Annotated in this window: 20 protein-coding genes and 3 pseudogenes; 18 read left to right on the forward strand and 5 right to left on the reverse strand. The window is 36.8% G+C overall.

Translation table 11 applies throughout. The annotated features are described in order from the left end of the window. The first annotated feature begins 517 nt into the window (after positions 1 to 517). On the forward strand, positions 518 to 2089 hold the full coding sequence (locus RCG21_RS32930) for an APC family permease (protein WP_308914619.1): 1572 nt from the start codon (positions 518 to 520) through the stop codon (positions 2087 to 2089). Between the two features lie 33 nt (positions 2090 to 2122). Beyond that, entirely contained in the window at positions 2123 to 3442 is a 1320-nt protein-coding gene (gene argH, locus RCG21_RS32935) for an argininosuccinate lyase (RefSeq protein ID WP_308914620.1), read from the forward strand. Positions 3443 to 3900: 458 nt separating this feature from the next. On the opposite strand, the pseudogene abrB reads toward argH, so the two are convergent. Next, positions 3901 to 4183, reverse strand: a pseudogene (gene abrB, locus RCG21_RS32940) (transition state genes transcriptional regulator AbrB). Between the two features lie 286 nt (positions 4184 to 4469). Here abrB and RCG21_RS32945 point away from each other — a divergent pair. The 3 genes from RCG21_RS32945 (at position 4470) to RCG21_RS32955 (ending at position 6723) form a co-directional block, all read left to right on the forward strand. Beyond that, positions 4470 to 4937 (forward strand): GNAT family N-acetyltransferase, encoded by a 468-nt coding sequence (locus tag RCG21_RS32945; RefSeq protein WP_308914621.1) that lies wholly within the window; start codon positions 4470 to 4472, stop codon positions 4935 to 4937. Between the two features lie 246 nt (positions 4938 to 5183). Continuing rightward, on the forward strand, positions 5184 to 5588 hold the full coding sequence (locus tag RCG21_RS32950) for a VOC family protein (RefSeq protein WP_308914622.1): 405 nt from the start codon (positions 5184 to 5186) through the stop codon (positions 5586 to 5588). A 976-nt stretch (positions 5589 to 6564) separates the two neighbouring features. Further along, positions 6565 to 6723, forward strand: a complete 159-nt coding sequence (locus RCG21_RS32955; protein WP_308914623.1) for a hypothetical protein — start codon at positions 6565 to 6567, stop codon at positions 6721 to 6723. 430 nt (positions 6724 to 7153) lie between these two features. Here the strand turns inward: RCG21_RS32955 and RCG21_RS32960 are convergent, their stop codons facing one another. Both RCG21_RS32960 and RCG21_RS32965 read right to left on the reverse strand, forming a co-directional pair. Beyond that, a complete protein-coding gene (locus RCG21_RS32960) occupies positions 7154 to 7762 on the reverse strand; it encodes a DUF7010 family protein (protein WP_308914624.1) in 609 nt (202 codons plus the stop codon). A gap of 173 nt (positions 7763 to 7935) precedes the next feature. After that, a pseudogene (locus tag RCG21_RS32965) lies at positions 7936 to 8245 on the reverse strand (dihydrofolate reductase family protein); the annotation flags it as partial. A gap of 244 nt (positions 8246 to 8489) precedes the next feature. On the opposite strand from RCG21_RS32965, the pseudogene RCG21_RS32970 reads away from it, so the two are divergent. Further along, a pseudogene (locus RCG21_RS32970) lies at positions 8490 to 8648 on the forward strand (ammonia-dependent NAD(+) synthetase); the annotation flags it as partial. A 1453-nt stretch (positions 8649 to 10101) separates the two neighbouring features. Here RCG21_RS32970 and RCG21_RS32975 read toward each other — a convergent pair. Continuing rightward, positions 10102 to 10335, reverse strand: coding sequence for a hypothetical protein (locus tag RCG21_RS32975; RefSeq protein ID WP_308914625.1), 234 nt, complete (start codon positions 10333 to 10335; stop codon positions 10102 to 10104). Positions 10336 to 10568: 233 nt separating this feature from the next. Here RCG21_RS32975 and RCG21_RS32980 point away from each other — a divergent pair, with 233 nt between their 5' ends. The 6 genes from RCG21_RS32980 to RCG21_RS33005 all read left to right on the forward strand — a co-directional run bounded on the left by RCG21_RS32980 (position 10569) and on the right by RCG21_RS33005 (position 17410). Further along, on the forward strand, positions 10569 to 11054 hold the full coding sequence (locus RCG21_RS32980; protein ID WP_308914626.1) for a JAB domain-containing protein: 486 nt from the start codon (positions 10569 to 10571) through the stop codon (positions 11052 to 11054). 1152 nt (positions 11055 to 12206) lie between these two features. After that, positions 12207 to 13661 carry a spore germination protein gene (locus RCG21_RS32985; protein WP_308914714.1) on the forward strand — a complete coding sequence of 485 codons (1455 nt, stop codon included), beginning with the start codon at positions 12207 to 12209 and terminating at the stop codon, positions 13659 to 13661. A gap of 23 nt (positions 13662 to 13684) precedes the next feature. After that, positions 13685 to 14857 (forward strand): Ger(x)C family spore germination protein, encoded by a 1173-nt coding sequence (locus RCG21_RS32990; RefSeq protein ID WP_308914715.1) that lies wholly within the window; start codon positions 13685 to 13687, stop codon positions 14855 to 14857. Next, a complete protein-coding gene (locus tag RCG21_RS32995) occupies positions 14854 to 15081 on the forward strand; it encodes a hypothetical protein (protein WP_308914627.1) in 228 nt (75 codons plus the stop codon). The genes RCG21_RS32990 and RCG21_RS32995 overlap by 4 nt, the downstream gene beginning before the upstream one ends. A gap of 39 nt (positions 15082 to 15120) precedes the next feature. After that, entirely contained in the window at positions 15121 to 16230 is a 1110-nt protein-coding gene (locus RCG21_RS33000) for a GerAB/ArcD/ProY family transporter (RefSeq protein ID WP_308914628.1), read from the forward strand. A 73-nt stretch (positions 16231 to 16303) separates the two neighbouring features. Next, positions 16304 to 17410: a GerAB/ArcD/ProY family transporter gene (locus RCG21_RS33005; protein ID WP_308914629.1), complete on the forward strand. Its 1107-nt coding sequence runs from the start codon at positions 16304 to 16306 to the stop codon at positions 17408 to 17410. A gap of 9 nt (positions 17411 to 17419) precedes the next feature. Here RCG21_RS33005 and RCG21_RS33010 read toward each other — a convergent pair whose 3' ends face one another. Beyond that, positions 17420 to 17569: a hypothetical protein gene (locus RCG21_RS33010; RefSeq protein WP_308914630.1), complete on the reverse strand. Its 150-nt coding sequence runs from the start codon at positions 17567 to 17569 to the stop codon at positions 17420 to 17422. Positions 17570 to 18406: 837 nt separating this feature from the next. On the opposite strand from RCG21_RS33010, the gene RCG21_RS33015 reads away from it, so the two are divergent. The 6 genes from RCG21_RS33015 (at position 18407) to RCG21_RS33040 (ending at position 25621) form a co-directional block, all read left to right on the forward strand. Next, a complete protein-coding gene (locus RCG21_RS33015; RefSeq protein WP_308914631.1) occupies positions 18407 to 19243 on the forward strand; it encodes an ArdC family protein in 837 nt (278 codons plus the stop codon). Positions 19244 to 19356: 113 nt separating this feature from the next. Further along, positions 19357 to 19884 carry a hypothetical protein gene (locus RCG21_RS33020; RefSeq protein WP_308914632.1) on the forward strand — a complete coding sequence of 176 codons (528 nt, stop codon included), beginning with the start codon at positions 19357 to 19359 and terminating at the stop codon, positions 19882 to 19884. Between the two features lie 953 nt (positions 19885 to 20837). Further along, entirely contained in the window at positions 20838 to 21569 is a 732-nt protein-coding gene (locus RCG21_RS33025) for a GntR family transcriptional regulator (RefSeq protein ID WP_308914633.1), read from the forward strand. Positions 21570 to 21706: 137 nt separating this feature from the next. Continuing rightward, positions 21707 to 22756 carry a LacI family DNA-binding transcriptional regulator gene (locus RCG21_RS33030; RefSeq protein WP_308914634.1) on the forward strand — a complete coding sequence of 350 codons (1050 nt, stop codon included), beginning with the start codon at positions 21707 to 21709 and terminating at the stop codon, positions 22754 to 22756. A gap of 107 nt (positions 22757 to 22863) precedes the next feature. Next, on the forward strand, positions 22864 to 24138 hold the full coding sequence (locus RCG21_RS33035; RefSeq protein ID WP_308914635.1) for a Gfo/Idh/MocA family protein: 1275 nt from the start codon (positions 22864 to 22866) through the stop codon (positions 24136 to 24138). A gap of 232 nt (positions 24139 to 24370) precedes the next feature. Next, the gene (locus RCG21_RS33040) at positions 24371 to 25621 is read left to right on the forward strand and encodes an ABC transporter substrate-binding protein (RefSeq protein WP_308914636.1); all 1251 of its coding nucleotides are present in this window, start codon (positions 24371 to 24373) and stop codon (positions 25619 to 25621) included. The last annotated feature ends 69 nt before the right edge of the window (positions 25622 to 25690 follow it).

Consider the following 25690-nt stretch of genomic DNA (forward strand, 5'->3'; position numbering starts at 1 on the left):
AGGCACTTATCTGTTTTGTTATAGGTTACACGATGATTTTCCCTTTTGTCTAGACCAGCATGCAGCTAATACAGCTTCTGTGCAAAACCAAACACGTGTCAATTGACTTTTTGTCATTTGATGAATCAATTAATTTACCTCTTTTTGGAGAAGACGCAAATTTTTTAACTTAACATTTCCACCAAGATATAACTTGATAACAGGACTTTGAGAAATAAACATTCATTTCTCCACCTCTTGTGAACGATCTCACTTAGCATTCGTGTTGCGAATTTTCAAAAAATGTATTGCAATCTGTAAACAATTCAAATAAAATCATTTTAGGGTAATTACCCCTTTTTGACCTTAAAGTATCCTAGTTGTTTTTTTATTTGTTAGATACAGTTAGAAAAATTGGAAAGGAGTTATATATTTTAAGTAAAGTACTAAGCTATTTATGTATCTAGAGGTCATTTAGAATTTTTATGTTAGTAGTAGGACAAATAATAATATACCCCAATAAGAGAGAGGGAATTTCATGAATCAAGAACAATATTTAAAAAAGAAAATGGGCTTTTGGTCACTTACAGCACTATCTCTTGGAGGAATTATTGGATCAAGCTGGCTTTTTGGACCATGGAATACGGCAAAAATGGCTGGACCTGCAGCTATTATGTCATGGATTATTGCGGCATTCGTCATTACTCTTATTGCCCTTGTTTATGCTGAATTAGGAAGGGTAAGACCAGAAGCAGGCGGGTTGGCCCGTTATCCCCTCTATTCCCACGGGAAATTGCTTGGTACCGTGACAAGTTATTCAATTTGGCTTGGCTACTGTGCAACTGCACCTGTTGAATCGTCAGGAGTTATTCAATATGCTAATCAGTTCTGGCCTGGACTATATGATGTAACGAAGGAGCAACTAACTACAACAGGAATTCTGGCATCGACTATTTTAATGGTATTATTTGTGGTTGTGAACTATTTTGGTGTGAAATTATTTGCCGTTACCAATACCATAATTACCACGATTAAATTTATAGTACCTCTACTAACCATCATTGCTTTCTTTATGACAGGTTTTCATTCAGAAAATTATACAAGTCATGGGTTCACCCCTTATGGATTTGGAGCAGGGTTAAGCGCAATCTTAACTAGTGGTATATTTTTTGCCTATACAGGATTTGGGAATGTGATTATGATGGGCGGCGAGGTTAAAAACCCAAGGCGTAATATTCCACTTGCACTTATCGCATCCCTGTCAATTTCAGCTATTTTATATGTTTTACTTCAAATCGTTTTTATTGGAGCCGTTCCGCCAGAAATGCTGGCTAACGGTTGGAGTGGAATTAAATTTGACTCTCCATTTGCGAATTTAGCACTTATGGCGAATATGGTTTGGCTATCTTGGACCATTACAGCCGATGCAATGGTTTCCCCAACCGGATCAGCGCTTGCATATACAGCCGGAACTTCAAGACATGTTTTTGCAATGGCGAAAAGTGGGTTCCTGCCATCTTATTTCGGTTCGATTAATCAAAAGTTTGGAGTTCCAACTCGTGCACTTACGCTCAATTTCCTTATCGGATTGCTATTCCTGTTCCCTTTAAAGAGCTGGACTGCGATTGTAGCCATTGTTGGAGCAATTGGTATTTTCAAATACGCTTCAGCCTGCGTCACGGTCATGGTGTTTCGTAAGGTGGGTTTGACAAAAGGAAACGGTATCCCAGGCATGCCTCTTATTGCTCCTTTAGCCTTTACCTTTGCTACATTGCTTATTTATTGGACAAACTGGAGTAGAGTTCAGCTTGCCATTTGGGGATTGGTCATTGGACTTGCAGGATATTTAATTGTTCATTTTATCAATAAACATAAATCGATAGAAATCTTTGGCGGGATCTATCTAGTTATTTATATTCTTATCCTGGTTGGGCTTTCATCAGTTGGAAATTTTGGAGGCAATGGAATGATTGCTGAGCCATATATGTCTTTTATCGTGGCAACCATCGGATTCATTTTTTACTATTTTGCCGTCTATAACGGTATTTGGTATATGCGAAAAAAAGGGAACATCCAGGAATTGAGTAACCTGGAGAATGTAGCCGTTTAATAATACATTCATTTTACAAAAGGAGATTTGGTTATGAAGCTTTGGGGAGGACGTTTTCGAAAAGAAGAAAATAAACTAATGGAGGACTTTAATAGTTCCCTTCATGTTGATAAAAGACTTTATTCCGAGGATATTAAAGGGAGTATTGCACATGTAAAAATGCTTGTGAAATGTGAATTACTTGCAACGGAAGAAGGAGAAAGAATTAGAACGTCCCTTCTTTCTATATTGGAAGATATCGATACCGGAACATTAGCGATTGAAGGGAATTATGAAGATATTCATAGTTTTGTTGAAACAAAATTAACAGAAAGAATCGGTGAAACAGCAAAAAAACTTCATACAGCCAGGAGCCGAAATGACCAAGTTGCTTTAGACATTAGGCTTTACGCTAAAAATAAGGCATTAGAAGTAATCAAGTATATTGATAGACTGCAAACTAGCCTAGAGGAAAAAGCAAATGCAAACAATGTGATAATGCCAGGATATACCCATTTACAGCGAGCTCAAGTAATAACTCTTAAACACCATTTAATGGCCTATTATAATATGCTGAATAGAGACAGAATAAGAGTCCTTAATGCGATTGAAATTATGAACGAAAGTCCACTTGGATGTGGAGCATTGGCAGGAACGACACATACTATAGACCGAGAAATGACAGCTAAGGAGTTGGGATTTTCAAAGCCTGTTGATAACTTTTTAGATGGGGTTAGTGATCGGGACTATCTAATTGAATTAATGTCATGTTTTTCGATCATTATGATGCATTTAAGCAGATTAAGTGAGGAATTGATTTTGTGGAGTAGTCAAGAGTTTAAGTTTATTAGCATTGATGATGCTTATTCTACAGGTAGCAGTATTATGCCTCAGAAGAAAAATCCTGATGCAGCAGAGCTTATAAGAGGAAAAACGGGACGAGTATATGGTTCTCTTACTTCACTTTTAACCACGATGAAAGGATTGCCATTAGCCTACAATAAGGATATGCAGGAAGACAAAGAACCTTTTTTTAATGCATTGGATACCGTGTTATCTTGTCTAGAAATTATGTCTAATATGATTTCTACTATGAAGGTGAATACTGAAAATATGAAAAAAGCTGTGAAATATGGTTTTCTCAATGCAACAGAAGTCGCTGATTATTTAGTTAGCAAAGGGGTTGCATTTAGAGATGCACATAGTATCGTAGGTTCTATTGTCATTTATTGTGAAGATCATAATAAAGGAATAGAAGAATTGTCTCTCGACGAATTAAAGAGCATATATTCTTTAATTGAAGAAGACTTATATGAATTTATTGATTATCAAAATATTTTAAATAAGGGCATTAAGGTGAATATATTAAGATAATCTAGATTTTCAATTAAAGAGCTATAGCATAGAAGATTAGTATGATTTATGCTAATAGCTCTTTAATATACATTTGTTTCCAAATTGTTCCGATACTACTGTAACTGCAGGAATTGGATTTGATCAATTAAAGGGCGCGATTGTGTTATAAAACAAATCCAAAAATACCGATTCCTTAAATATTTAGGGAATCGGCTTTTTTAGGTTTAAAATCTTGAACTTTATTACTTTAATAATAGAAGAATCTCGTCAAAAATAGACTTTATTCATCGGGAGCAAAGGCTATATATAAGTGGAAATATACCGAGGCGATAAGAACAACAGGAGTTTTCACAGTAGATTTTCATTATTGTTGTTTAACTAAATGGGCAGGTTTAGCCGAGGAACGGTCATATATGTCCTATAAAACAAAAAGCTCTCGAATCAAAGATTCTAGAGCCTTTTTATATTAATCTATATTATTTTGCTAATTCAAAGCTTGCCATAATTTCTTTCAAAAGGTGCTCTGCGCCTTCACGACTAAGAATTAATTTTCCACCGGCAAGCTGATAATTATCGTCAGAAACTTCACCGGTAATATCACAAGTCATATTTAGTTTATATTTTTTTAAGATAATTTTATCTTCATCAACATAAATTTCGAGCGCATCTTTTTCAGCGATATCAAGTGCACGCCTTAATCGATTGGAATAACCACGCGTCCTAATTCATCACCTTTCGAACAATACCAGTAGATTTCATTTCTTTAAGCCTCTCTCGTTTTTGGTCTATTTCTATTTTGGAATTCACTATTATTCGACAAATTTCTTTCAAATTCACGATACCATTCGTCAATTATTATAAATTAAAAATTTCATTAGAATTTGATAAAAAAATATATTTATTCATGAGTCAGTAAGGAAATGTGAAGGTTTGCACTTAAACTAAAGGGGCAGGTTAGTGCAGGAAGAAGGATACTCAATATACAGTTTTATTGCATAAATAAGCACCACGCTGTATATTTATTTTATCGGGGGAGGGATTAATTTTGGAGATTAAATTTGCAGAAATATCGGACTCACCAATAATTCACGATTTAATGTTCAAGGCATTTATGGAATATAAAAATGAAGTGCCACCATCAAGTGCGTTAGAGGAGACAGTTGAATCAATAACATCTGCTTTAATAGAAGATGAAATATGTTTAATTGCATTTGTTGATAATGAATCAGTGGGAATGGTTCGTTTTAGATTGAAAGAAGAAGGACTTTATTTTTATAGACTTTCAGTTATTCCAGAAAAACAAGGTCAAGGAATTGCAAAAAAATTGTTAGCATCATTAGAAGAATATGCACATAAAAATGAAATTTCTACTATTCTTTGTAAGGTACGAATGAATGTGCCTAAAAATATACAACTATATAACTCGATAGGATATAGCATTTATGATAAGGAAGTAGTACATAAGCCAAACGGTATAAATATTCAAGTAGTTTCTATGCAGAAGAAGTTATAGTTCTTCAACTAATGGGTGCAAGAGTAAAGAAGTGGTCGCTGCGGCGGTCTTATTTTTTTATTGAAGTAACGGGAGTTTAATTTAAGTGTAATTATTCACAATCTGTATTATTAAATGTCCCTATAGTGTAAGTGAAATATTTCATATTTTTAAAAAAATTATCTATTTGGTAGTAACAGGAAGATTTTCGATGGATTTAATGTTAAAATTTGGGCGTAACAACTATTCTATTTAAGGAGTGATTGTATGGCATTGAATCCATACTTAATTTTTGACGGTAATACTAGAGAGGTCGTTAAGTATTATGCAAAAGTATTCAGACTTGAAGAACCTCAATTCATGACTTACGGGTCGGTGCACTCAGAACACTTGCCTCCAGGATCAGAGGATTTGATCATGCACACGTTTCTAGAGATAGCAGGAAGTAAATTGATGTTTTCTGATAATTTTCCAGGGTCGCCTTATCAACAGGGCAACAATTTCACACTCGCATATGTAAGTAGTAATGAGACAGCTATCAAAGATGCATTCCAAAAGTTGAAGGATGGAGGTTCTGTTCAGATGGAGCTGCAAGAGACACCATGGAGCAAATGTTATGGTAGCTTGACTGATAAGTACAACATCCAATGGCAATTTAGTCATGAAGCCTAAACACAAAATCATTTAAGGATTTAAGGGTTACAATTTGGATTTCACGTCAATTGTGACCTTCTATTTATTTGTTGTTCCTTGATTGAAATGTCACCACGATTAAGAGAGAACCCTTCAGGGTGTTACCCCATCATTTGATTCTTCGATATAATCCTTCAGTTCCAACTGTAACTATCTAGCCTTTACCTGATTGTTGTGACCAACCTTAATTTAAGCCAGAAACATTTCACACAACTATCCTGCCACGTTAATACAATTAGCATATATTTATATATATGTATAAATATATGCATTTAATGATTCAAATGGATAATAAACATACTGCTAAAACTTTCATCATTTAAATGCCAGAAACATTGATCCTGCAAAACTATGTTTTTCCTGTGCTGTAAGTGGACGGAGAAACATGAAAAAAGTCGATTATTAATGTCCAAATCGTAAGTTAAGACACCCCAATTTGGACAACTTGAATGTCAATGCTACTTTTTGGACTAAAATGCTGAAAATTTGGACATTTTAACCCAGCAAAATAATTATTCAAAATGGTTTGAAAACAAGAATTGGACATGCTCGCCGTCAATAAGAGGGCATCTTGTATCGTCAACTTTAGGACAAAATAGATTAGTAGTAACACTAAATTTCCAAAAGATTATTTCATGTTATAGAAAAGATTGTGAAATATTGCACTTAAACTATCGGGTGCTTTTGTTCAATAAGGCTTTGCAATGATCTTCCACAATCGGGCGCAAGAATTGAACAACGATGCACTGTTTCAGCAGTCCATTTTTCTTATCTTTAATCAGTTAAAGGGCAGGTTTTTGAGTAACAAGGGCTTAAATTTTGTGTTAGAACTTTATTATTAAATATTTAATATAGTGGGGATAATACAATTTAACCAATTACTTCATGGCTTGCAGGTTCTTGGCTCCGTTTTGTGCTAAATAAGGGTTGGAGATTAACGCCGGGAGACGAAGGATTGGTTCCTGAAAAAATTAATAATGATAGCGACATTATTGATTTACAACGACAAATTAAGGATGAAAAGTTGTATTATAAAATCAAAATAAGGGTTGCAGTGCAATGCTATAGTTTGAAAGCTGCGTCAGCAGCTTTTTTTTATGGATTTAGAAGATAAATGAATGTAACATAATACACGTTATGTTACATTGGATAATTTTCTGTCTTTGTTTGTTAGGCTAACGGACAGGATGTTAATAAAGGGAATATTTGGGTGGATAGAGAATTATTAAAAATAGTATATTTACCAAAGGTGAAAAATTCCGGTGAGGAAATTATTAAACGCAATAATTCTATTATTAATAAGTTTAATATATTTAATTTATAGGGTTACAAAAGCATCTTTGTATCTACCTGAGTTTTCCATTAATGCAAAAAATCCAGTGAGTTTGCGTTGGAATTTTATTGCTATTGATACGGGGATTACGCAAGGGGGTCCTGGATCAATTTTTCGCACCCTAATGTAACAAAATATACTTAATGTTACATTCGTTTTTTACTTTGAATCCATTAAAAAAGGCTATTGATGCAGCCCGATTATGGCAATATTATTGGTTTCGTGCCATCCTGAGCAATCTCCTACCCAAGGACAAAATCACAAGGCTGGTTATCCATAATATCAACATAGAACCCAAGCCGACCAATGTCCACCATGTGTTAATCTGATGCTCTCCAAGACTGATCTTTAATGGCACAAAGAGTAGTGTCACAATCGCCAACAGACAAAGAAGCGTTCCTGTAACATAATAAGCCCTGACTTGAAAAAGGTAAGCCAGAGGAAGGAAGTGAACCCCAACAATTATAGCCATAATCGGAAAAAACCAATCGAAATGTCCAACAGAATTGCAAATGATAGCAGCAATAATAATCAACACAAATTCTGTAGCAAAAACAATATTAAACCACTTGTCAACATCCCTAGAGCCACGGGCATTCGTACTATTCAAATTTTTGGAACTCCTGATCAATGCAATCCCTGAGAAAAATAAAGCAGCCCCGATAAATATCGCAAGAATCAGTAACCATATAGAACCCAAGCCCTGCAAACCTCCAATACCAACGTCCGCCCAGACTGTTCCGAAAAAAGCCATAAACATAACCCCGGAAGCAGTCCCACGAATCTCCGCTCTAGAAATAACGCTTTCCGACACACGCATCTCCCTCTCCAACAAATCTTTTACCTCAACAACTTATTCCGTTAAATGCCCCTCTTATGCAAAAAAGGGCACAAATTCTTATTGTTCTGGAATTGCGCCCTTTTATTGAACAATTGGTTGACATTTTATTGTTGAAAATTAATTAAAGACAGGGGTTTCTCCAGGGGATAATCCTAAGTATAAATAAAAATGTAAGTCGGTATGAAAACACCACCAGAGTACTGTTTCACGTCCACTAACATTAAGTTAAGACGTGTCTTTACGCTTCCGAATAGAGAAATACCTTCACCAACTATAATTGGATTAACCTTCAGCACTAATTGATCAATAAGTTTATGTTTAATCAACGACCCAGCCAAATTTTCCCGTTCCCTTGCTGTTTAAGATTCTTAATAAATTCTATAGCATCACCTTTGATAAGTTCGACCTCTTCGTTTGACTCAAACTGCATGGAGTTTAAAATATGTAATGTTTTATGCCCTTATTGGATTTGGATGACTCCGATTTATTTACTTGTCTTAGTTTCTAATTCTTACCTTTTTAGCTTTTAAAAAGAAAAAGTAAAATAATCATTCCTTCAAGAAATTATCAGCTGCATATGCAGCTTTTTTTGTGCTCCGAGTGAAAGTAACTTAATAGATATTAAATTACATTCAAATTTGTTAAAATACTAAACTTTTAACTCTATTATTTTATTATGTAACATCCTTAAAAATAAATTACATTCAAAAAACCGACGGCAGACCTTTTGGATGGTACGCCTCAGCAAGAAGACGAAACGGATCTAAGCATCACTTATGAAGAATTGGATGATTATCTGGAAGGAAAGAGCGTTTCAGGGGTAGGGGAGAAAATCGAGAATCGATATCTCGCTACCGAACACTAACGAAGACTCCCAGTGTCGATGTCTGATACTTGGTGGAAATGAATAAAAAGAAAATTGAAGTGGATATTATGAGCACTAATCCAAAATCATCATCAAAATCTCAAAAACAAGGAAACAATCGAAGAACAGGACATCACATCAAAATTTCAAGAAAGTAAGGATGTATGGTGGCAGCACATCGGAATGATCAGAAAGGGAAAAACGTCTTTCTGTAGTTCCACATATGTCGCTTTGATACTAAATGAACCTATAACCACAGTCTGAATGGTTAACGCCCACATTCCGTATGTTCCTGGTCCATTTACAGCAGGCCTACGTACCAAACGAGTCGTAAACCTTTAAGACCTTTTTTCTATAATGATTTCTTTCCTTTAGATATCAAAGAAATCATTATTTTAGCCCCAGGATTTATTTTACAAATATCCCTTTTACTAAAAGTATTCCTGCTAATTTTCGTTTAACTTGTTAATCATTCTTCAGTAATTCCTCTTTTATCTGTTTCTTTCAAAATACGATAGAAAATTTGTTCAAATATATCTGTATCTTTGAAACGAAGCTTGTAATCTTTATATTTAAGCTATGATTTTAAAAGCAGATAACTCGATTTAAAAAAGACAGTTCGTATCCTTTAATTTACAGCCTTTTAGGAAAACAACAGCTATTCATTTGAATCTGTAAGTTTTGTAGCTTCAAAAGGAATAAAAAAACTTTAACATCAAAATATACATTAGTATATATGTCTTAGTATATTTTGATTTTAATATATATTTGAGGTTATATAGTAGTTAATAAATGAAATATATAATATCATGTATTTATATGAATATTTATGATATATACACAATACCTAAGAACGGATACAGTTACGGTAACATTTGCCCCCTTCTTCAGAACACTTTCCATAGGATCTCCACCTGTATCCACATCTCATCACATCTATTTTCGGTATTTCCTTAATTGTTCTTATTAGTTTAGGTGGAGATAATCAATTTGAATCGGGTATGTCAGGGAAGGAGCTAAAAGAACAGTGAAAGTATCAGCGAGGTATTGCAATACGAACCCCTTACAAGGAAGTATGCATGGGAATATGGGATTGACAAGTATGTGGGGCTTATCATGGCTCTTACCTAACAAGAGTCAGGAGGAAGACAGTTAGATGTGATACAATCCTCGAAGTCAATCGGACTTCTTCCCGGGCCTATTGCAGACCTAAGACACTTATTTGACGGCTACATTTGTAATGGAATAAAAACAAGATTAATGGTGAATTTATGTTCATCATGAATTAAAATTCTTTTAATTAGGGATTGATTTTCTTATAGTTTTTAACATAGAATTTAACCTCCCTATTTCTGAAGAAAAATAGCAGATAACTACTTTGGGCGGCAGCACAGCGGACTGATCAGAAAGGAAAAAGCCTCCTTTCTGTCATTCCGTATGTGTCGCTTCGTCATTAAATGGACCGATAACCACGGACTGTAAGGCACATGCCTACATTCCGTAGGTTCCTGTTCCATTTACGGCGACTGCCGCCATACCGAACGAGCCGAAACACAAAAAAAACAAAAGATTGAAAGATTAACAAAATATAGAACAAATGGAGAGCAGCCGTAACGGCTGCTTTTTTTGTTGATTTTTCCCTTTTGCCTTCCGAATCGTAAAACAGTGCAAGCTTTCTAACCTTCAAGCCGGTAGGACACCCGAACCTTTCCGACTAGAAGCTAAGAAAGCGAGTCAATCGGTCAAGGGGCAAAAAATTTTTTTGCTTAAAGACACTGTCGCAACAGCAAAAAACTTTTTGTGCGAAGAGCTCCCTTGACCCTTTGCCTATGCGTGTTTTTCGTTCTACTTGCAAAAGGGGAAAAATCATCCCCTTTTGGGGAAGTGATTCGCCTCGCAAGGCAAAAGAAAAAAGGAAAAATGAAAAACAAGAAGGAAAAGGAGTTTGGAGAAATGGAATTCATGTCAATCTTTGAAGTAGTACGAATTAAGCAGGAAATTAAGGAATCACAAGAACCGTTTGTAAAATATTCTATCCGTTCACCGGAAGATGCTCAAAAATTAGCGGCTTCATACATAGCGGATGAAGATAGGGAAGTGCTCCTTGTGTTAATGCTTAATACGAAAAATCAGGTAGTGGGGTTACATAGAGCTCATATTGGGAGTTTAAATGCGAGTATTGTTCATCCTAGAGAGGTGATGAAATGCGCTATTCTCAATAATGCGGCCTCTATTATTGTCAGCCATCAACACCCAAGCGGAGACCCCACCCCGAGTAGAGAGGATATAGATATAACAAAACGTCTTGCAGAAGCAGGTAAAATTCTAGGTATCGAAGTTCTTGACCATGTTATTGTTACGCATACTGGGAAACATGTAAGTTTAAGGGAAAAAGGACATCTATAAAAATACTAATTATCAGCAAAAGGGGGAGTTTTCCCACTTTTGCTTGATAAGAATATTTATTATGAGGAGTATGATTTCAGATTTCATAGAACAATTGAAAAGGGGAGATTTTTTCTCTATTAAAAAAATAGAACCAACAATCAGATGGATCTGGACTGATGTTGGTTCACGGATGGATAAAAAACAACTGTTTTTTTCTTAATTATATAACGCAGGCATCGAACCTGCTTCAAGGTTGCTGATGCAACCTTTTGCAAGTTGACTCAGAGTAGAAAGGAAACCATTTGCTGGGGCAAACGGTCACTACCATAATTAAGTCCTTAAGTATAAAAGCTCATGAACAACGGGCTGTATGGTTAACGCCTACTTTCCGTATGTTCCTGAGCAATTTGCCTAACAACCGTATCCCACTAGCGAAAAACCTTAAAAACTATAACCAAAAGGAAAATTCTCCACTTATGTGAGGGAGAAGAGGTCAAAGAAGACTTATTGAAGAGGTGCGTTTTGTCATTGAAGAAAAACATGCTATACCCTTTCAGGATATTCCCCGAAGGATTAACCTTCATTTTTTTAAACAAAATGGGTTCTTGGGTGTGCTAAATTATTTGGAGATTCTGCTTATCAAGTTATACAGACTATTTATCCTAACCAATTTAAACCGTGGGGAATTTGCAACCGTTCCAATGAGTTTTTGACAGAATATAGAAAATGTGACTTGGGCGATGGAGTGGCTCCTTTTTCAAAAAATGAAGTTATCCTCATAACAAGAGCCCTTGAGAGATTATCTAGTAAGCATTTTTCCATTTATAAAATGACAGGGATGTATCAAATGGCCTTTGGTCAAGGATTATACAAGGTAAAACAATGGATAGAAAAACAAATCTAGCAAGGCTCCCCCTGTACACAAGAAAACATGTAACTAGTGCGATTATTATTTGAATAAAATTCCAGTGTTAGAATAATTTTGATTAATACATCACAATCTAAAGATATATTTTATTATAATTTTCCAATCTATCTAACATTAGGAAGAGGCTGTCCATATTGTTTCGAACCAGACGAAAAAAGTTACTTAAGGAAAAATTTATTTATTCTAAACAACCGCATGTTCCAGGGCAAGAAGATTCTCTTTCTTTTGACCTGGATGAAAACATGCAGGTTCTTAGCTCTATGTATCAGGATTGCTATGATGTGGTTTTTAAAACGTTTTTGATTGGCGGGCAAACAAAAGCTGTACTTATATATATTGATGGGTTGTCCAATATGGAAGAAATCGATGATCATGTACTCACCCCTTTAATGGAAGAAACAGGCGGAAGGATTCATGGTTCACGTGAAATGTTAGAAGAAAAATTACATATCTCAAAGACGAAAGAAATCAAGACATTTATTGAGTGTATAGAACATATCTCTATTGGCGACCCAGTACTTTTAGTACATCAAAATAATAGGGGAATCGCAATGGGGTTATGTAAGTGGGAAAAACGTTCGATTGAAGAACCGCAGGCAGAGAGTGTTGTACGTGGACCACGGGAAGGTTTTGTGGAAACATTAGTAATCAATACTTCCCTTCTTCGTCGAAAGATCAAAAGTCCTGCCCTTAAAATGCAATCAATGAAAATTGGTCGTTATACCAATACACATGTTGTAATTGCTTACGTAGAAGGACTGACAGATCAAACCCTCATTGAAGAGGTAAAAAATCGCCTGCAGCGGATTGAAATAGACAGTGTATTGGAAAGCGGGTATATCGAGGAATTAATTGAAGACAACTCTTATTCGCCTTTTCCTCAACTCATTAATACAGAAAGACCGGATGTAGCCGCGGCTAATCTCTTGGAGGGACGTGTAGTAATTTTTGTAGACGGAACTCCTTTTGTCTTAATTGCTCCTATTACCTTTTTTTCCTTACTTCAATCACCCGAAGATTATTATCAGCGTTACCTAATTAGCTCTGTCATCCGAATACTACGTTTTGTGTTTATGGTGTTTTCGCTTGTTTTGCCTTCTCTTTATGTAGCGCTCCTTACCTACCATCAGGAGATGGTACCAACGAACTTGCTGATTAGTGCAGCATCTTCCCGAGAAACGGTTCCCTTTCCAGCGCTAGTGGAAGCATTAATGATGGAGATTACGTTTGAAGCGTTGCGTGAAGCCGGTGTTCGACTTCCAAAACAGGTCGGAGCTGCGATTAGTATTGTAGGTGCCTTAGTAATCGGCCAAGCTGCTGTCCAAGCCGGGCTAATCTCTGCTCCAATGATCATTGTTGTTGCCATTACTGGTATTGCATCCTTTATGGTGCCTCATTATTCACAAGGAATCTCGTTAAGAATGCTGCGCTTTCCCATTATGCTGCTTGCTGGTTCGCTAGGATTGCTTGGGATTATGCTTGGTGTAATTGCAATCGTCGTCCATTTATGTTCGCTTCGTTCATTTGGGGTCCCATATCTTTCACCAATCGCACCACTTAAAAACCGTGAATTAAAGGATGCCTTTATTCGTGTTCCTTGGTGGAAAATGAATACACGGCCACATTTAACTGGTGAATTCAATCCAGCCCGGCAGTCAACTGGACAAAAACCAGAACCTAACAAAGGAAATGAATAGGATGAGAGGGAAGTAAATTGAACATGATTCCTTTTCAAGTTCAAAACATCAAAAAAAAGTTTCTGATTCTCATCTGTCTTTCTGCCAACCTCTTTTTAACCGGCTGTTGGGACAGAAAGGAAGTGAATGATATGGCGCTGGTGTTAGGGGCCGCCATTGACAAAGATAAAGGAGATAGCATCAAACTTTCCTTACAAATTCTAATACCTCGAGCGGTAAGCAGCGGACAAACGGGAGGAGGAGGAGGAGGCCCTGAGGTCATGACAAGATCAGCGGTCGGCGAAAATATGGCTGATGCGGCCTCAAAGCTCCAATTAAAATTCCCCCGTAAAATCTTCTGGGGACACTGCAAAACATTCGTTATAGGAAAGGAACTTGCTGAATCAGGAGACCTTCATAAACAAATAGACTTCTTACTTCGACATCCAGAACCTCGGGAACGTGCATATTTGTATGTGGGTGATGGGGAGGCAGGTAGTTATCTGAAATTTAATCCTCTTTTGGAGCGATATACGGGAGAAGGGCTTCGAAAGTTATCTGAGCTTCATATTGGTGTGGATACAACAGTCAAAGATTTTGAAGAAATGGTAACGGGAGATGCTGGGGCGGCTATCCTTCCCTTGATAAAAGGAAAAGGTGCCCCTGATTTAATTGGGAGCGCTATTTTTAAGAAAGATAAAATGGTTGGTCAGATTAATACAAAAGTAACAAGAGGATTGATGTGGTTACGAAATGAAATCGAAGTGACTGCAGTTACAGTAACCCCAAGAAAAGGGGAAACTATTGCACTAGATCCTATTCGGGCATCAACAAAACTTCTTCCTACTATCAAGAATGGGAAATGGAAAATCCTTGTGAAGGTTACATCGGAAGGTACGATTGTACAAAATGGAAGCAATCTCGATGTGATGAGTCCTAGTATTACAAAGAGGGTTGAAAAAGAATTAGAACAAGACATCAAACAACGGATTAACATATCCCTAAAACAAGTGAAGCAAGGAATGAATATAGATGCATTCGGTTTTGCAGATGCGTTTCACCGGAAATACCCGAAAGAATGGGAAAAAGTAAAAAATCATTGGGATGAAGTACTTCCAAAGGTAGAAGTAAAAATTAATGTTAAAACACGTATTCGCCGGCCTGGTTTGTCAACTATACCGGCAGGATTGAAAGAAGAAGAGGTAGAAAAGAAATGAAGTGGTTAGCGGTAATAGGAATAACAGTATGCGTGGTTCTTATCATTTTATTCGAATGGCCCAAAATGGAACAGAATCAGAAAAAGGAGAAAACCGCTTTTGTAACTATAACAGCAGTAGGATGGATACTTGGTATCCTCCTTCTTTTCTTTCCAGATATGCCGGGTCCAACTCAGATGATTGAGGTACTTTTCAAACCGCTTGGTAAGATGATAGAGAAATAGCAGCGTCATGAGGATGTTCGTAAAAAAGGAGATATTAGGATGATTGAAAAAGGGAAAATTTCTTCATTTCAGATGGCGCTTATGATTGTACCAACGATCATCGCAACTGCTGTTCTCGTTGTTCCTGCCATTACAGACAAGTTCGCAGGCCGCGATATGTGGATATCACCCATTTTGGCATCCCTTAATGGATTTTTTACAACATTTATCGCATACCGATTACATAAGTACTTTCCGAAGGAAACGGTGATCCAGTACAGTGGTCATATCACCGGTCGTCTTCTAGGAAAAGTTATTGGCATTGTTTACTTGTTCTTTTTTTTGCACTCATCTGGCATTATATGCCGGGAGTATGCAGATTTTGTTATTGGTTCCTTTCTTCCTAAAACTCCAATGATCGTAATCGTTAGCAGCTTGGTTCTTGTTTGTTCCTTCGCTATACGAGGTGGTGTAGAAGTTCTTGGAAGAGTAGCTCAATTGTTAGTTCCACTATTTTTACTACCACCTTTACTGTTTATTTTACTCATACCGGATTTTAAAACAGAGAATCTGTTTCCAATCATGGAACATGGGATATTGCCATCGATCCTAGGGGCGGTTGTACCGCAGGCATGGTTCAGTGAAATTTTCCTCATCTCGGTGTTTCTTCCCTTTTTAACAGATCGTGAAAAGGGAAGGAAATGGGGAATAATTACTGTGATTTTTTGCATGTTTATCTTGCTTTTTGTCAATATCGTTAACATTTTTTTGTTTGGAGGCTCAGTAAGTACTTATAACTATCCAGTTTTCACTAGTTTTCGATATATTAGTATTGCCAGTTTTTTTGAACATCTTGAGTCAATCGTCATTGCTCTTTGGGTATTGGGGGCATTCATTAAAGTGGCCGTTTTTTATTATGCATTGGTTCTAGGAACTGCACAATGGCTTCGTCTTTCAAATTACCGGCCTCTCATTTTTCCACTTGGTTTATTGGTAATTCTATTCAGTATATGGGCATCTCCGAATGGACAAGAAATGGGCAAATTTTTAGGAACCATTTCTCCCTTTTATATACCAACTATATTCACATTCATTCCAATGCTGCTTCTAGTTTTAACAATTATACAGAAGAAGTGGAAAAATAAATCATTCAGGTCAGAAAAAGGATGAAAAATCCGTTGAGTTTCTAGGTGTAATTCTTATGAATAGGTAGAAGTTTTCAAGAAAAAAAGGAGAAAAAAGTATGATCGAAAAAGGGAAAATTTCCGCTTTGCAAATGGGCATAATGATGTATCCGACCATCTTGGCTACAGCAATTCTTACTATTCCTTCCCTTACAGCTCCCTATGCCAAGCAGGATCTTTGGATATCACCATTATGGGCTTGTCCAATTGGTTTATCGATTGTATTTGTTTTCTTCCAATTGCACAAGTTGTATCCAGAAATGAATATAATCCAATATAGCGAATGTATTATGGGGCGTTTTTTCGGGAAAATCTTTGGGTTTTTATATTTATTTTTTTTCCTTCAAAATAGCGGTTTAGTTCTGCGGGAGTATGCCGAGTTCATTATTACCACTGCTCTTCCTAAAACTCCAATTATCGTAGTGATTGCCAGCATGGTGCTAGTAAGTGCATTTGCTGTAAGAGGAGGAGTAGAAGTAATAGCGCGTGCATCACTGGTTTTTTTTCCTTTATTTACATTCCCTCTACTAATAATGGGGGTGTTACTTCTTCCTGATATACATATACAAAACATACTTCCTATCTTCGGAAATGGGATTACTCCATCTTTAAAAGGAGCCTTCTTTATTATCTCTTGGTTTAGTGATCTTCTCTATGTATCATTTTTGCTGCCATTCTTAAAAGATCCTGAAAAGGGAAGAAAATGGGGAGGAATATCTGTTCTAGCTATTACCCTAACCATGGTCGTTACAAGTTTGTCTTCAGTATTTGTACTTGGCGTGGTGACTTCAAAAGAGTTATATCCAGTAATGAATGTAGTCAGGTATGTCAGTATTGGAGATTTTATTGAGCATATTGAATCGATTGTCATGGCAGTTTGGATAACTGGGGTTTTCTTAAAATTTTCACTCTTTTATTATGCATTGGTACTTGGGGCTGCACAGTGGATGAGATTGTCTAATTACAAGTCTATTGTACTTCCTCTTGGGTTTCTTCAAGTTATATTTAGCATATGGGTAACTCCAAGTATTCAACAATTGGGGTATTTCTTTTCAACAATTGGATCTGTTTATGTTCCTTTCATTGAAAGCGTACTTCCGCTATTTCTTTTGTTTCTAGCTCTTATACAAAGAAAGTTAAAAGAAAAAAGTCCTGAGTCTGTATAAGAGGTAGATTTATAATAATTTCTTGCTCATCATGTAATTTTTATTCTTTTTCACCGTGATGAATGGCTTTAAGTAAATAGGCACAGAAATTTGATGAATTACTTCTCGAAAGGATTCCCTCTCGAGCACTTTTTCTTCTTTATAGTTCCAACGCTTCACTTGACTTCCTCTATTTAGAACGTCTTATTATGATACGATCCTCTGATGTGGTTTAGCTATTAGTATTCTAATCCACCTTAAGAACTATTGTATAGAAAGGATTTAATGATTAGGGTCGAAATTTCGAATTTTTATTTTTAAAATATTTAGTAATTAAATAAGAGCAGTTCTAGGTAGAGCATACGGAGAAGGGTTAATCCTTCTCCTTTTTTTTGTGGAGAAAATGAATCGATATGAATGACTTAGCATGCCTTAAGAGGGGGCATTTTAAAAAAAGAAAAAAGATGGAGATTTATTTATGGGCGGCAGCACGACAGCTTGTAAAAAAGCAAAAAACGCATTTTAACAAGCTGTAACGTGTCGATGTGGCACTAAATGGCTCGATAACCACGGCCTGTACGGCTAACGCCTACATTCCGTAGGTTCCTGATCCATTTGCCTAACGGCCGTACCCCACGAGCCGAGAATCGTAAAAGCCATAACTAAAAGGAAAATTCCCGGTTTACGCCGGGAATCGTGTCGCTTTGCTCCTAATGATTTAATTTGCCCTTTTGTCTTCCGAATCGTAAAACAAGCGCAAGCCTTCTAACCTTCCAGACGGTAGGACACCCGACCCTTTCCGGCTGGAAGCAAAGAAGGCTAGTCAATCAGTCAAGGGGCAAAAAACTTTTTTGAATAAAAACGCTACGCAACATCAAAAAACTTTTTATGCTAATCCCTTGACCAATTACCTATGCGTGTTTTTCGTTCTCCATGCCAAAAGGGAAAAATTAATCCCCTTTGGGAACTAATTCGTTTCGGAAGACAAAGAAGCAAATCAAAAGGAGGAGAAACCAAATGAAAAAAAGCATTTACGAGATTGTAACAGAGAAGGTCATTGAGCAATTGGAAAAAGGAGTAGTGCCTTGGCGTAAGCCGTGGATCAATGGAGGAGCCGTCAACTGGAAGACACAGCGTCCATACAGAGGAATTAATACTTTTCTTTTAGAATCGGGTGAATATGCGACATTTAAGCAAATCCAAGATGCTGGCGGAAAGGTAAAAAAAGGAGAGAAATCACATATCGTAGTGTTCTGGAAGTGGATTGAAAAAGAAAATGAAGAAAGTAGAGAAATTGAAAAAATACCTTACCTTCGTTCTTACCGTGTATTTGAAATCAATAACCAAGTGGAAGGGCTAGAAAGCAAAAAGAAGGATACAACATTTGACCATGATCCAATTGAGAAAGCAGAAGAAATTTTTAAAGGATTCATAGATTCCCCTGAATATACCTTCTATTCTGGAAGAGCAGTTTATTATCCAACCGTAGATAAAATCAATTGCCCTCCCTTAAAAGATTTTCAGAAGGCTGAAGAGTTTTACAGTACATTATTTCATGAAATGATTCACAGTACAGGTCATAGAAGACGATTAGCGCGTCTAGGAGTGACAACACAAAATGTAGCATTTGGCGATGAGGTTTATTCGAAAGAAGAGTTGGTAGCAGAAATGGGAGCGGCCATGCTTTGCGGAATAGCTGGAATTGATAACAATACTCTCGAGAACAGCGCTAGTTATATCCAATCATGGCTTCGCTCGTTAAAAGAAGATAGTCGGTTGGTTGTTCAAGCAGCTGCACAAGCACAAAAAGCAGCAGATTATATTTTAGGAATAGAGGAAATAGAAGAAGGTTAAAGGAATGTAATATATTAGTTCAAAAGCAAAAGGGGCCGGTCTCCTTTCCTTAAACAGAAAGGAGACCATACATAGATTATGTTGTTCAATTATTTAGAGGGAGGTATCGTGAAATGAAAGATTATGATGTACTTACTTGTCCATATTGTGGGAGTGAATTGGTTGAGCAGGTAGAACAATATTATTGTGATTTTTGTGTCATGCGATTAGATCCCTATCAAGTGCAACGCAATCATGAAAGAATCTCTGTTCGAATTAAAGATTTTTCGCTAGAAGTTTATCTGGATAAAACTACACCTGAGCTTATGAGATTGTCTACTTTTGAGCTACTTAGTTTGCTAAAGTACGCAAGAGCTGAAAGAGTATCTCTCTATCATTATTTAAATGTGTTCTATAAAGCTCGAAAGCTCGGTAAAACAGAGGAATATAAAGAAAACGAGGAAGAAAGCGGGAAAGAATACGAAAAAATTACTCGGAAAATGTTTGTTCTCGAAAATATTCTTCGCCAGCGATTGGGGTATGTCCCTCATCGAATTACAGATGACTATTTGGCAAGGTATTTGGAGGAAATGAAGAAAGGCAAGCATAAACCTATGATTATACGTCAAAAAAGAAGAGATGAAGTCAAAAGTGGCAGTTGAATTTAACTCTTTAAAGTAGTTAGCAGGAAAAATCACTTTTTTTTATAACGAAATTAGAGGAAACAATAAACTTGCAAATACCAAACCTTGGGAGTGTTTAAAAGAACTAAAGAAAATGAGTACGATAAAATGCTTAGGATCACCGGATGTATTGTGGATTAGTATTATTCATAAATTTTTAAAAAAGTATAAACAGCGTATAGCGTGCGAACCAAACAAACAAAAGCAATTATTTTTGAATAAAAGTAGCAAGCCTCTTTACTCCTCGAAGGAAAAAAGGGAATACCATAGAATTAACAATCAGATTCAATTTGTCCATTCACATAAAGTAACGATTACGCATGAGATATAAATAGGACCCTTAGTTGCCAAAGATCTCCTGCTTAATCTCGAAAAAGGCTAGGCAATAGGTAGTTGGAAAGGGACAAGATCATAATTTCCAAAGCAGCCATTAGCAAATATAAATGGCTGTTTTTCAATTTATATTTGAATTAAACAATGTATTTGTTTAGAGAGTAAAAGAAAGAATGAAAACTTTGACCATGATCCTATCGAAAAAGCGGAGGAAATTGTTAAGGGATATATCAATGCTCCAGATTACACATTGCAGGAAAGGCAGTATATTTTCCGACATGGGATCGAATCAATTGCCCCCAACTGATTTAGGTTTGATAGAAAAAATGTATTGCTATATATAGGGTAGGAATATCCCCTGAAATTATAGAACATAGTAGCTGGTCTTAAAAGATAAAAGGCTCCAAAGTGCAAATAAAAAACACATGATCGTAATTAGATTATGGGTTTAAAGTTTTGTAGTAAACATTAATTCCAGCAACACCCAACAGCCGGATGACAGAGATTGGATGAGCTTTCTTCCCTGCTTGTTGGATTGATGGTACAAAGGGTGGTATAATTAATTTTATCTATCGGAACGAGAAGGGATTAAGACTTGGATGAAACCTTTACAAAATGACAGCCTGATTCCACTTTATCATCAGCTAAAGGAACGGCTTAAGACTTCCATTGATGATGGACAGTGGAAGCCAGGGGATAAAATTCCATCAGAGAACCAGTTAATGAAGGAATATAGTGTAAGCCGAAATACGGCCAAAAAGGCAATCGAAGAGCTTGTTCAAGATGGACTGCTTTATCGGTTACAAGGAAAAGGTACATTTGTGGCAAAACCCAAGCTGCAGCAGTCCCTTATGGGGTTATATAGTTTTAGTAAAGTTTTTAAAGAAAAGGGGTTGGTACCAAAAGATATAGTGATTGAAATAAAGGAGGTTAAACCATCCTACGAGATCATTACCGAACTCCAACTTGCGGAGGAGGAAAATGTAATTGAAATGAAACGTCTTCGCTGTGTAGATGATGAACCCTATGTTTTAGAATCTTCTTTCTTTCCAAAAAGAGTTGTACCGGATATATCACTGTTGAAGAGGGTGGGGGAAATTTCCCTATATGACTTGCTTGAAGAGGGACTCAATGTAGTTGTTACTAGAGCAAAAGAGGCTTTTGAACCGGTTTTGATTCGTTCTGAGGAAAGTGAATATCTTCAAACGAAAGAAGGGAATCCGGCCCTGCTACTAGAAAGAATTGCATACGGCTCAGATGGTGTACCTGTGGAATTTTGCCGCTCAATTGTTCGTGGAGACCGTTGTCGATTTTACACAGAGCTTACATAAAAGTAGTAAATAAAATTTTTAAAAACAAATTAACTGAAGGTTTATTGACAGAAAATTATCAATGATGCTATAGTTGGAATAATTCAAGCGATTGACATGTTTGAAGTTTGAGCTTTGAGCTTTGAGGTGTATTAGTAGTGGTAAGATTAAAGGATATTGCTGAATATGTAGGCGTTTCCATTTCGACCGTTTCGAGAGTCATTCAAAATGACCAAACACGGAATGTAAATCAGGAAACAAAAAATAAAATATGGCAGGCTGTTAAAGAGTTAGGATATATCCCAAACCAGCATGCCCGAAATCTAGTGAATAACAGGCAAACGAAAACGAATACAAGATCAATGAAAATTGGCTGGGTGGCTAATCCAATTCAAGCGGAGATAAACCCATACTTTGCCCAAATCTATACAGGAATCCGTGATACTTTAACGAAATATGACTATACCTTAATAAGTGTTACAAAAGATGAAATTGAAAATGAGGCACTGCTTTTAAAGACAATCCATGATTTGGGAATTGAAGGGCTTATTTTAATCGACAGAATTGATATTAGTCTGATTGAATATATTCAGCAAACGATTCCTGTGGTCGGCTTGGACTTTTACTATACTGATAAAAATATTGCTGTTGTTGATTACAATCGTGAGGCAGCTATTAAAATGGTGGTTCAGTATTTTATTACCCATGGGCATCGGGAAATTGGTTTTATTGGTGGAGGAATCAATAAAACTTTTGAAGATTTACATGCTGAGTTTCGGTTTAAAGGCTATCAATTGGCAATGGAAGAAGCTGGACTTTCTATGAACCCTGATTGGGTCATCAATACCATGTGGAAAATGGAAAACAGCTACGAGGAAATGAATCAACTGATTAAAAGAGACCGAGAGCATTTGCCTACAGCCATGGTTTGTGCCAGTGACATGATGGCCATTGCTGCAATGAGAGCTGCAATCGAAAACAATCTCAGAATTCCAGAGGATATGGCTTTCTTTGGAGTGGATAATATCGAGATGAGCAAATATTCTTCACCGCCGCTTTCAACCGTAGAAATTCCTAAGTATGAAATGGGGAAAATGGCAGCGAAAACGATTATGGATATGGTGGAAGAAAAAATTACTCTTCCAGTCAAGCTTGTTTTACCGTTTGAATTAATCATTCGGGAATCATCTTCAATAAAACGGACCTAAGCGGTTCTTTTTTAAACAGCGCTTGGAAAACGTTTGGATAGATATCGGAAAATTTTCCGGTGATAATAAAATTACATTAATTAAGACAAATGAGAGGAGAGATTTGGATGAAAACAATGACAGCAATCTTAATCGGAGCAGGTGATAGAGGGGCAAGGGCTTACGCGCCATATGCACTTGCCTATCCCAATGAACTAAAGATTGTCGGAGTGGCAGAGCCGGGATTGGACAGAAGAAAGAAAATACAGGTAGAACACGATATTCCTGCTGAAAATTGTTTTGAATCTTGGGAAGATGTATTGAATCTCGACCAAAAAATTGCTGACATTGCAATTATTTGCACGCTTGACCGGTATCACTTTAAACCAACGATGAGAGCTTTGGAGTTAGGCTATCATGTTCTGTTGGAAAAGCCAATGTCTCCAGATCCGCTTGAATGTATTGCGATGGAACGGGCAGCAAGAAAATATAATCGACAGCTAACCATCGGCCATGTTCTTCGCTATACCGAATTTTGGTCCACCATTAAAAAGGTAATTGAAAAAGGGGATATTGGGGAGGTTGTATCCTTACAGCTGAATGAAAATGTAGAAGTAATGCATATGTCCCACAGTTTTGTTCGAGGGAATTGGAATAATAAGGAGAAATCAAGTCCGATGATCCTTCAGAAATCTTGTCATGATATGGATATTATTTCTTTTGTTTTGGGAAAAGCATGTAAAAATATTAGTTCCTACGGTTCTCTCATGCATTTTAAAGAGGATAATGCCCCAGTTGGAGCGCCGCAAAGATGCCTGGATGGATGCCCTGCGGAATTAGAGTGTCCATTCCACGCAGGAAGATATTATCTTGGAGAAGGAAGAGGCTGGGCTAAAAAGTTTACAGAAGATGATACAAATGGAGGAATTATCAACGCATTACAAGAAACACCTTACGGAAAATGTGTTTACCGCTCAGATAATAATGTTGTTGATCATCAGGTAGTTAATATGGAGTTTGAAGGTGGAGCAACTGCAACTTTTAGCATGTGCGGCTTCACGAGAGAGCAAACGAGGATTGTGCAAATTATGGGAACAAAAGGAGAAATCCGCGGAAACATGGAGGAAAATAGGATTTCAATCTTTGATTTTCTCACGAAGCATGAAACCGTCATCAAATTAGACATTCCAGTTGGCGGGCATGGAGGCGGTGATAACGGTATCATGAGAACATTCCTCCGTGAAATTCAATTTGGAAATAGCGAAAGAAGTGTTTCTTCCGCTGCTGCTTCTGTAAGAAGCCATCTCATGGCGTTTGCTGCTGAGGATTCGAGGTTAGACAAGGGGAAATCCATTAATATCGATGAGTATTATCAGGATTTGCTTGAAAATATTAACACTTAAAAAAAGGTTGTTCACACTACATTTTATGGGGTGTATCAATAATAAAGTTGTAGATTATGTACCTATCCTTATTAGGAAAACGTTATTACAAAAGGTGGTGAACGTTGTCTATAAAGATATTAATTCGTAATAGCAAAGAATTTCTTATTATTCATCTATGAAAAACCCCTTAAGTTTTAAAAAGCGATTTGGTTTGAAATCTATTAATTTTTAATGAGAGAAGGGAAATAGGATGAAAAAATGGTTAATCATGCTTTTAACTGTTGTTTTAGGACTACTAGGTCTGGCTGGCTGCAGTAATAGTGATACAGCCTCCGGTGATGCAAAAGATGGAAAGACTGAAATTACTTATGGAATTTGGGATAAGAAACAGCTCCCTGCCGTAAATGAGATTATCAAACTATTTAACGAGAAATATCCAAACATTAAAGTAAAAACAGAGCTTACTCCTTATGGCCAATACTTCCAAAAACTTGAAACAGCTGCAACTGGCGGCGCTTTGCCTGATGTTCTTTGGATGAATGGAGCACATGTTGCTCAATATGCGGAAGGAAAGGTTATCCTTCCATTAAGCGATATGGCGAAAAAGGATCACTACAGTTTAGATAATTATCCGAAATCATTGATTGATCTTTATACAGTTGACGGAAAAGTATACGGAATTCCAAAAGACTTCGATACTACAGGCTTATGGTACAACAAAAAAATCTTTGATGATGCAGGTGTACAGTATCCGGATGAAACTTGGGACTGGAATAAGTTAAAGGAAGTTGCAAAAAAACTGACAAATAAAGATAAAGGGATTTGGGGATATGCTGCTTTAATGGGTAATCAAGGCGGCTACTATGATTTAATTTGGCAAAATGGCGGATATATCATTTCCAACGATGGAAAGACAGTTGGTTTCGATCAGCCAGAGGCAATCGAAGCACTGAATTACAATATTAGCTTCATTAAAGAAGGATTGTCACCAACACAAGCACAAATGACAGAAACTGCGGCTTCTGAATTATTCTCTTCAGGAAAAGTAGCGATGATGTTTGATGGACCTTGGATGGTTCCAGAATATAAGAAAAATCCTGATTTAAATGTTGCTGTCGTACCTAAGGGTAAAAAACGTGCAGTAGCGATTCACGGGTTATCCAATGTGATTGCTGCCAATACCAAACATAAGGATGCTGCATGGAAGTTTGTTCAATTCCTAGGCTCTAAAGAAGCAGCAGAGGTGTATGCGAAAACGGGAACAGTTATTCCAGCTTATAACGGTACACAAGATGCTTGGGTAAAAGCTGTCCCAAATCTGAACCTTCAAGCCTTTATTGATGGTGCTAAATATTCTATGCCACTGCCAAGTGTGAAAAGCACAGGGGAAATTTGGCAATATGAAACTGATATCCTTAAAAAGGCATGGAGTCAGGAAGAAAGTGTACAGGATGCTGTAAAAGAGCTTACGACAAAAGCAAATGAAGCGCTATCTAAGTAGTAAAAAAAGAAGAGAAGAATCGATTTCTTCTCTTCCAATTCCTTATAGGGAGGGAAAATTGTGAGAGAA

Source organism: Bacillus salipaludis, from assembly GCF_030938565.1.
Classification (GTDB): domain Bacteria; phylum Bacillota; class Bacilli; order Bacillales; family Cytobacillaceae; genus Neobacillus; species Neobacillus salipaludis_A.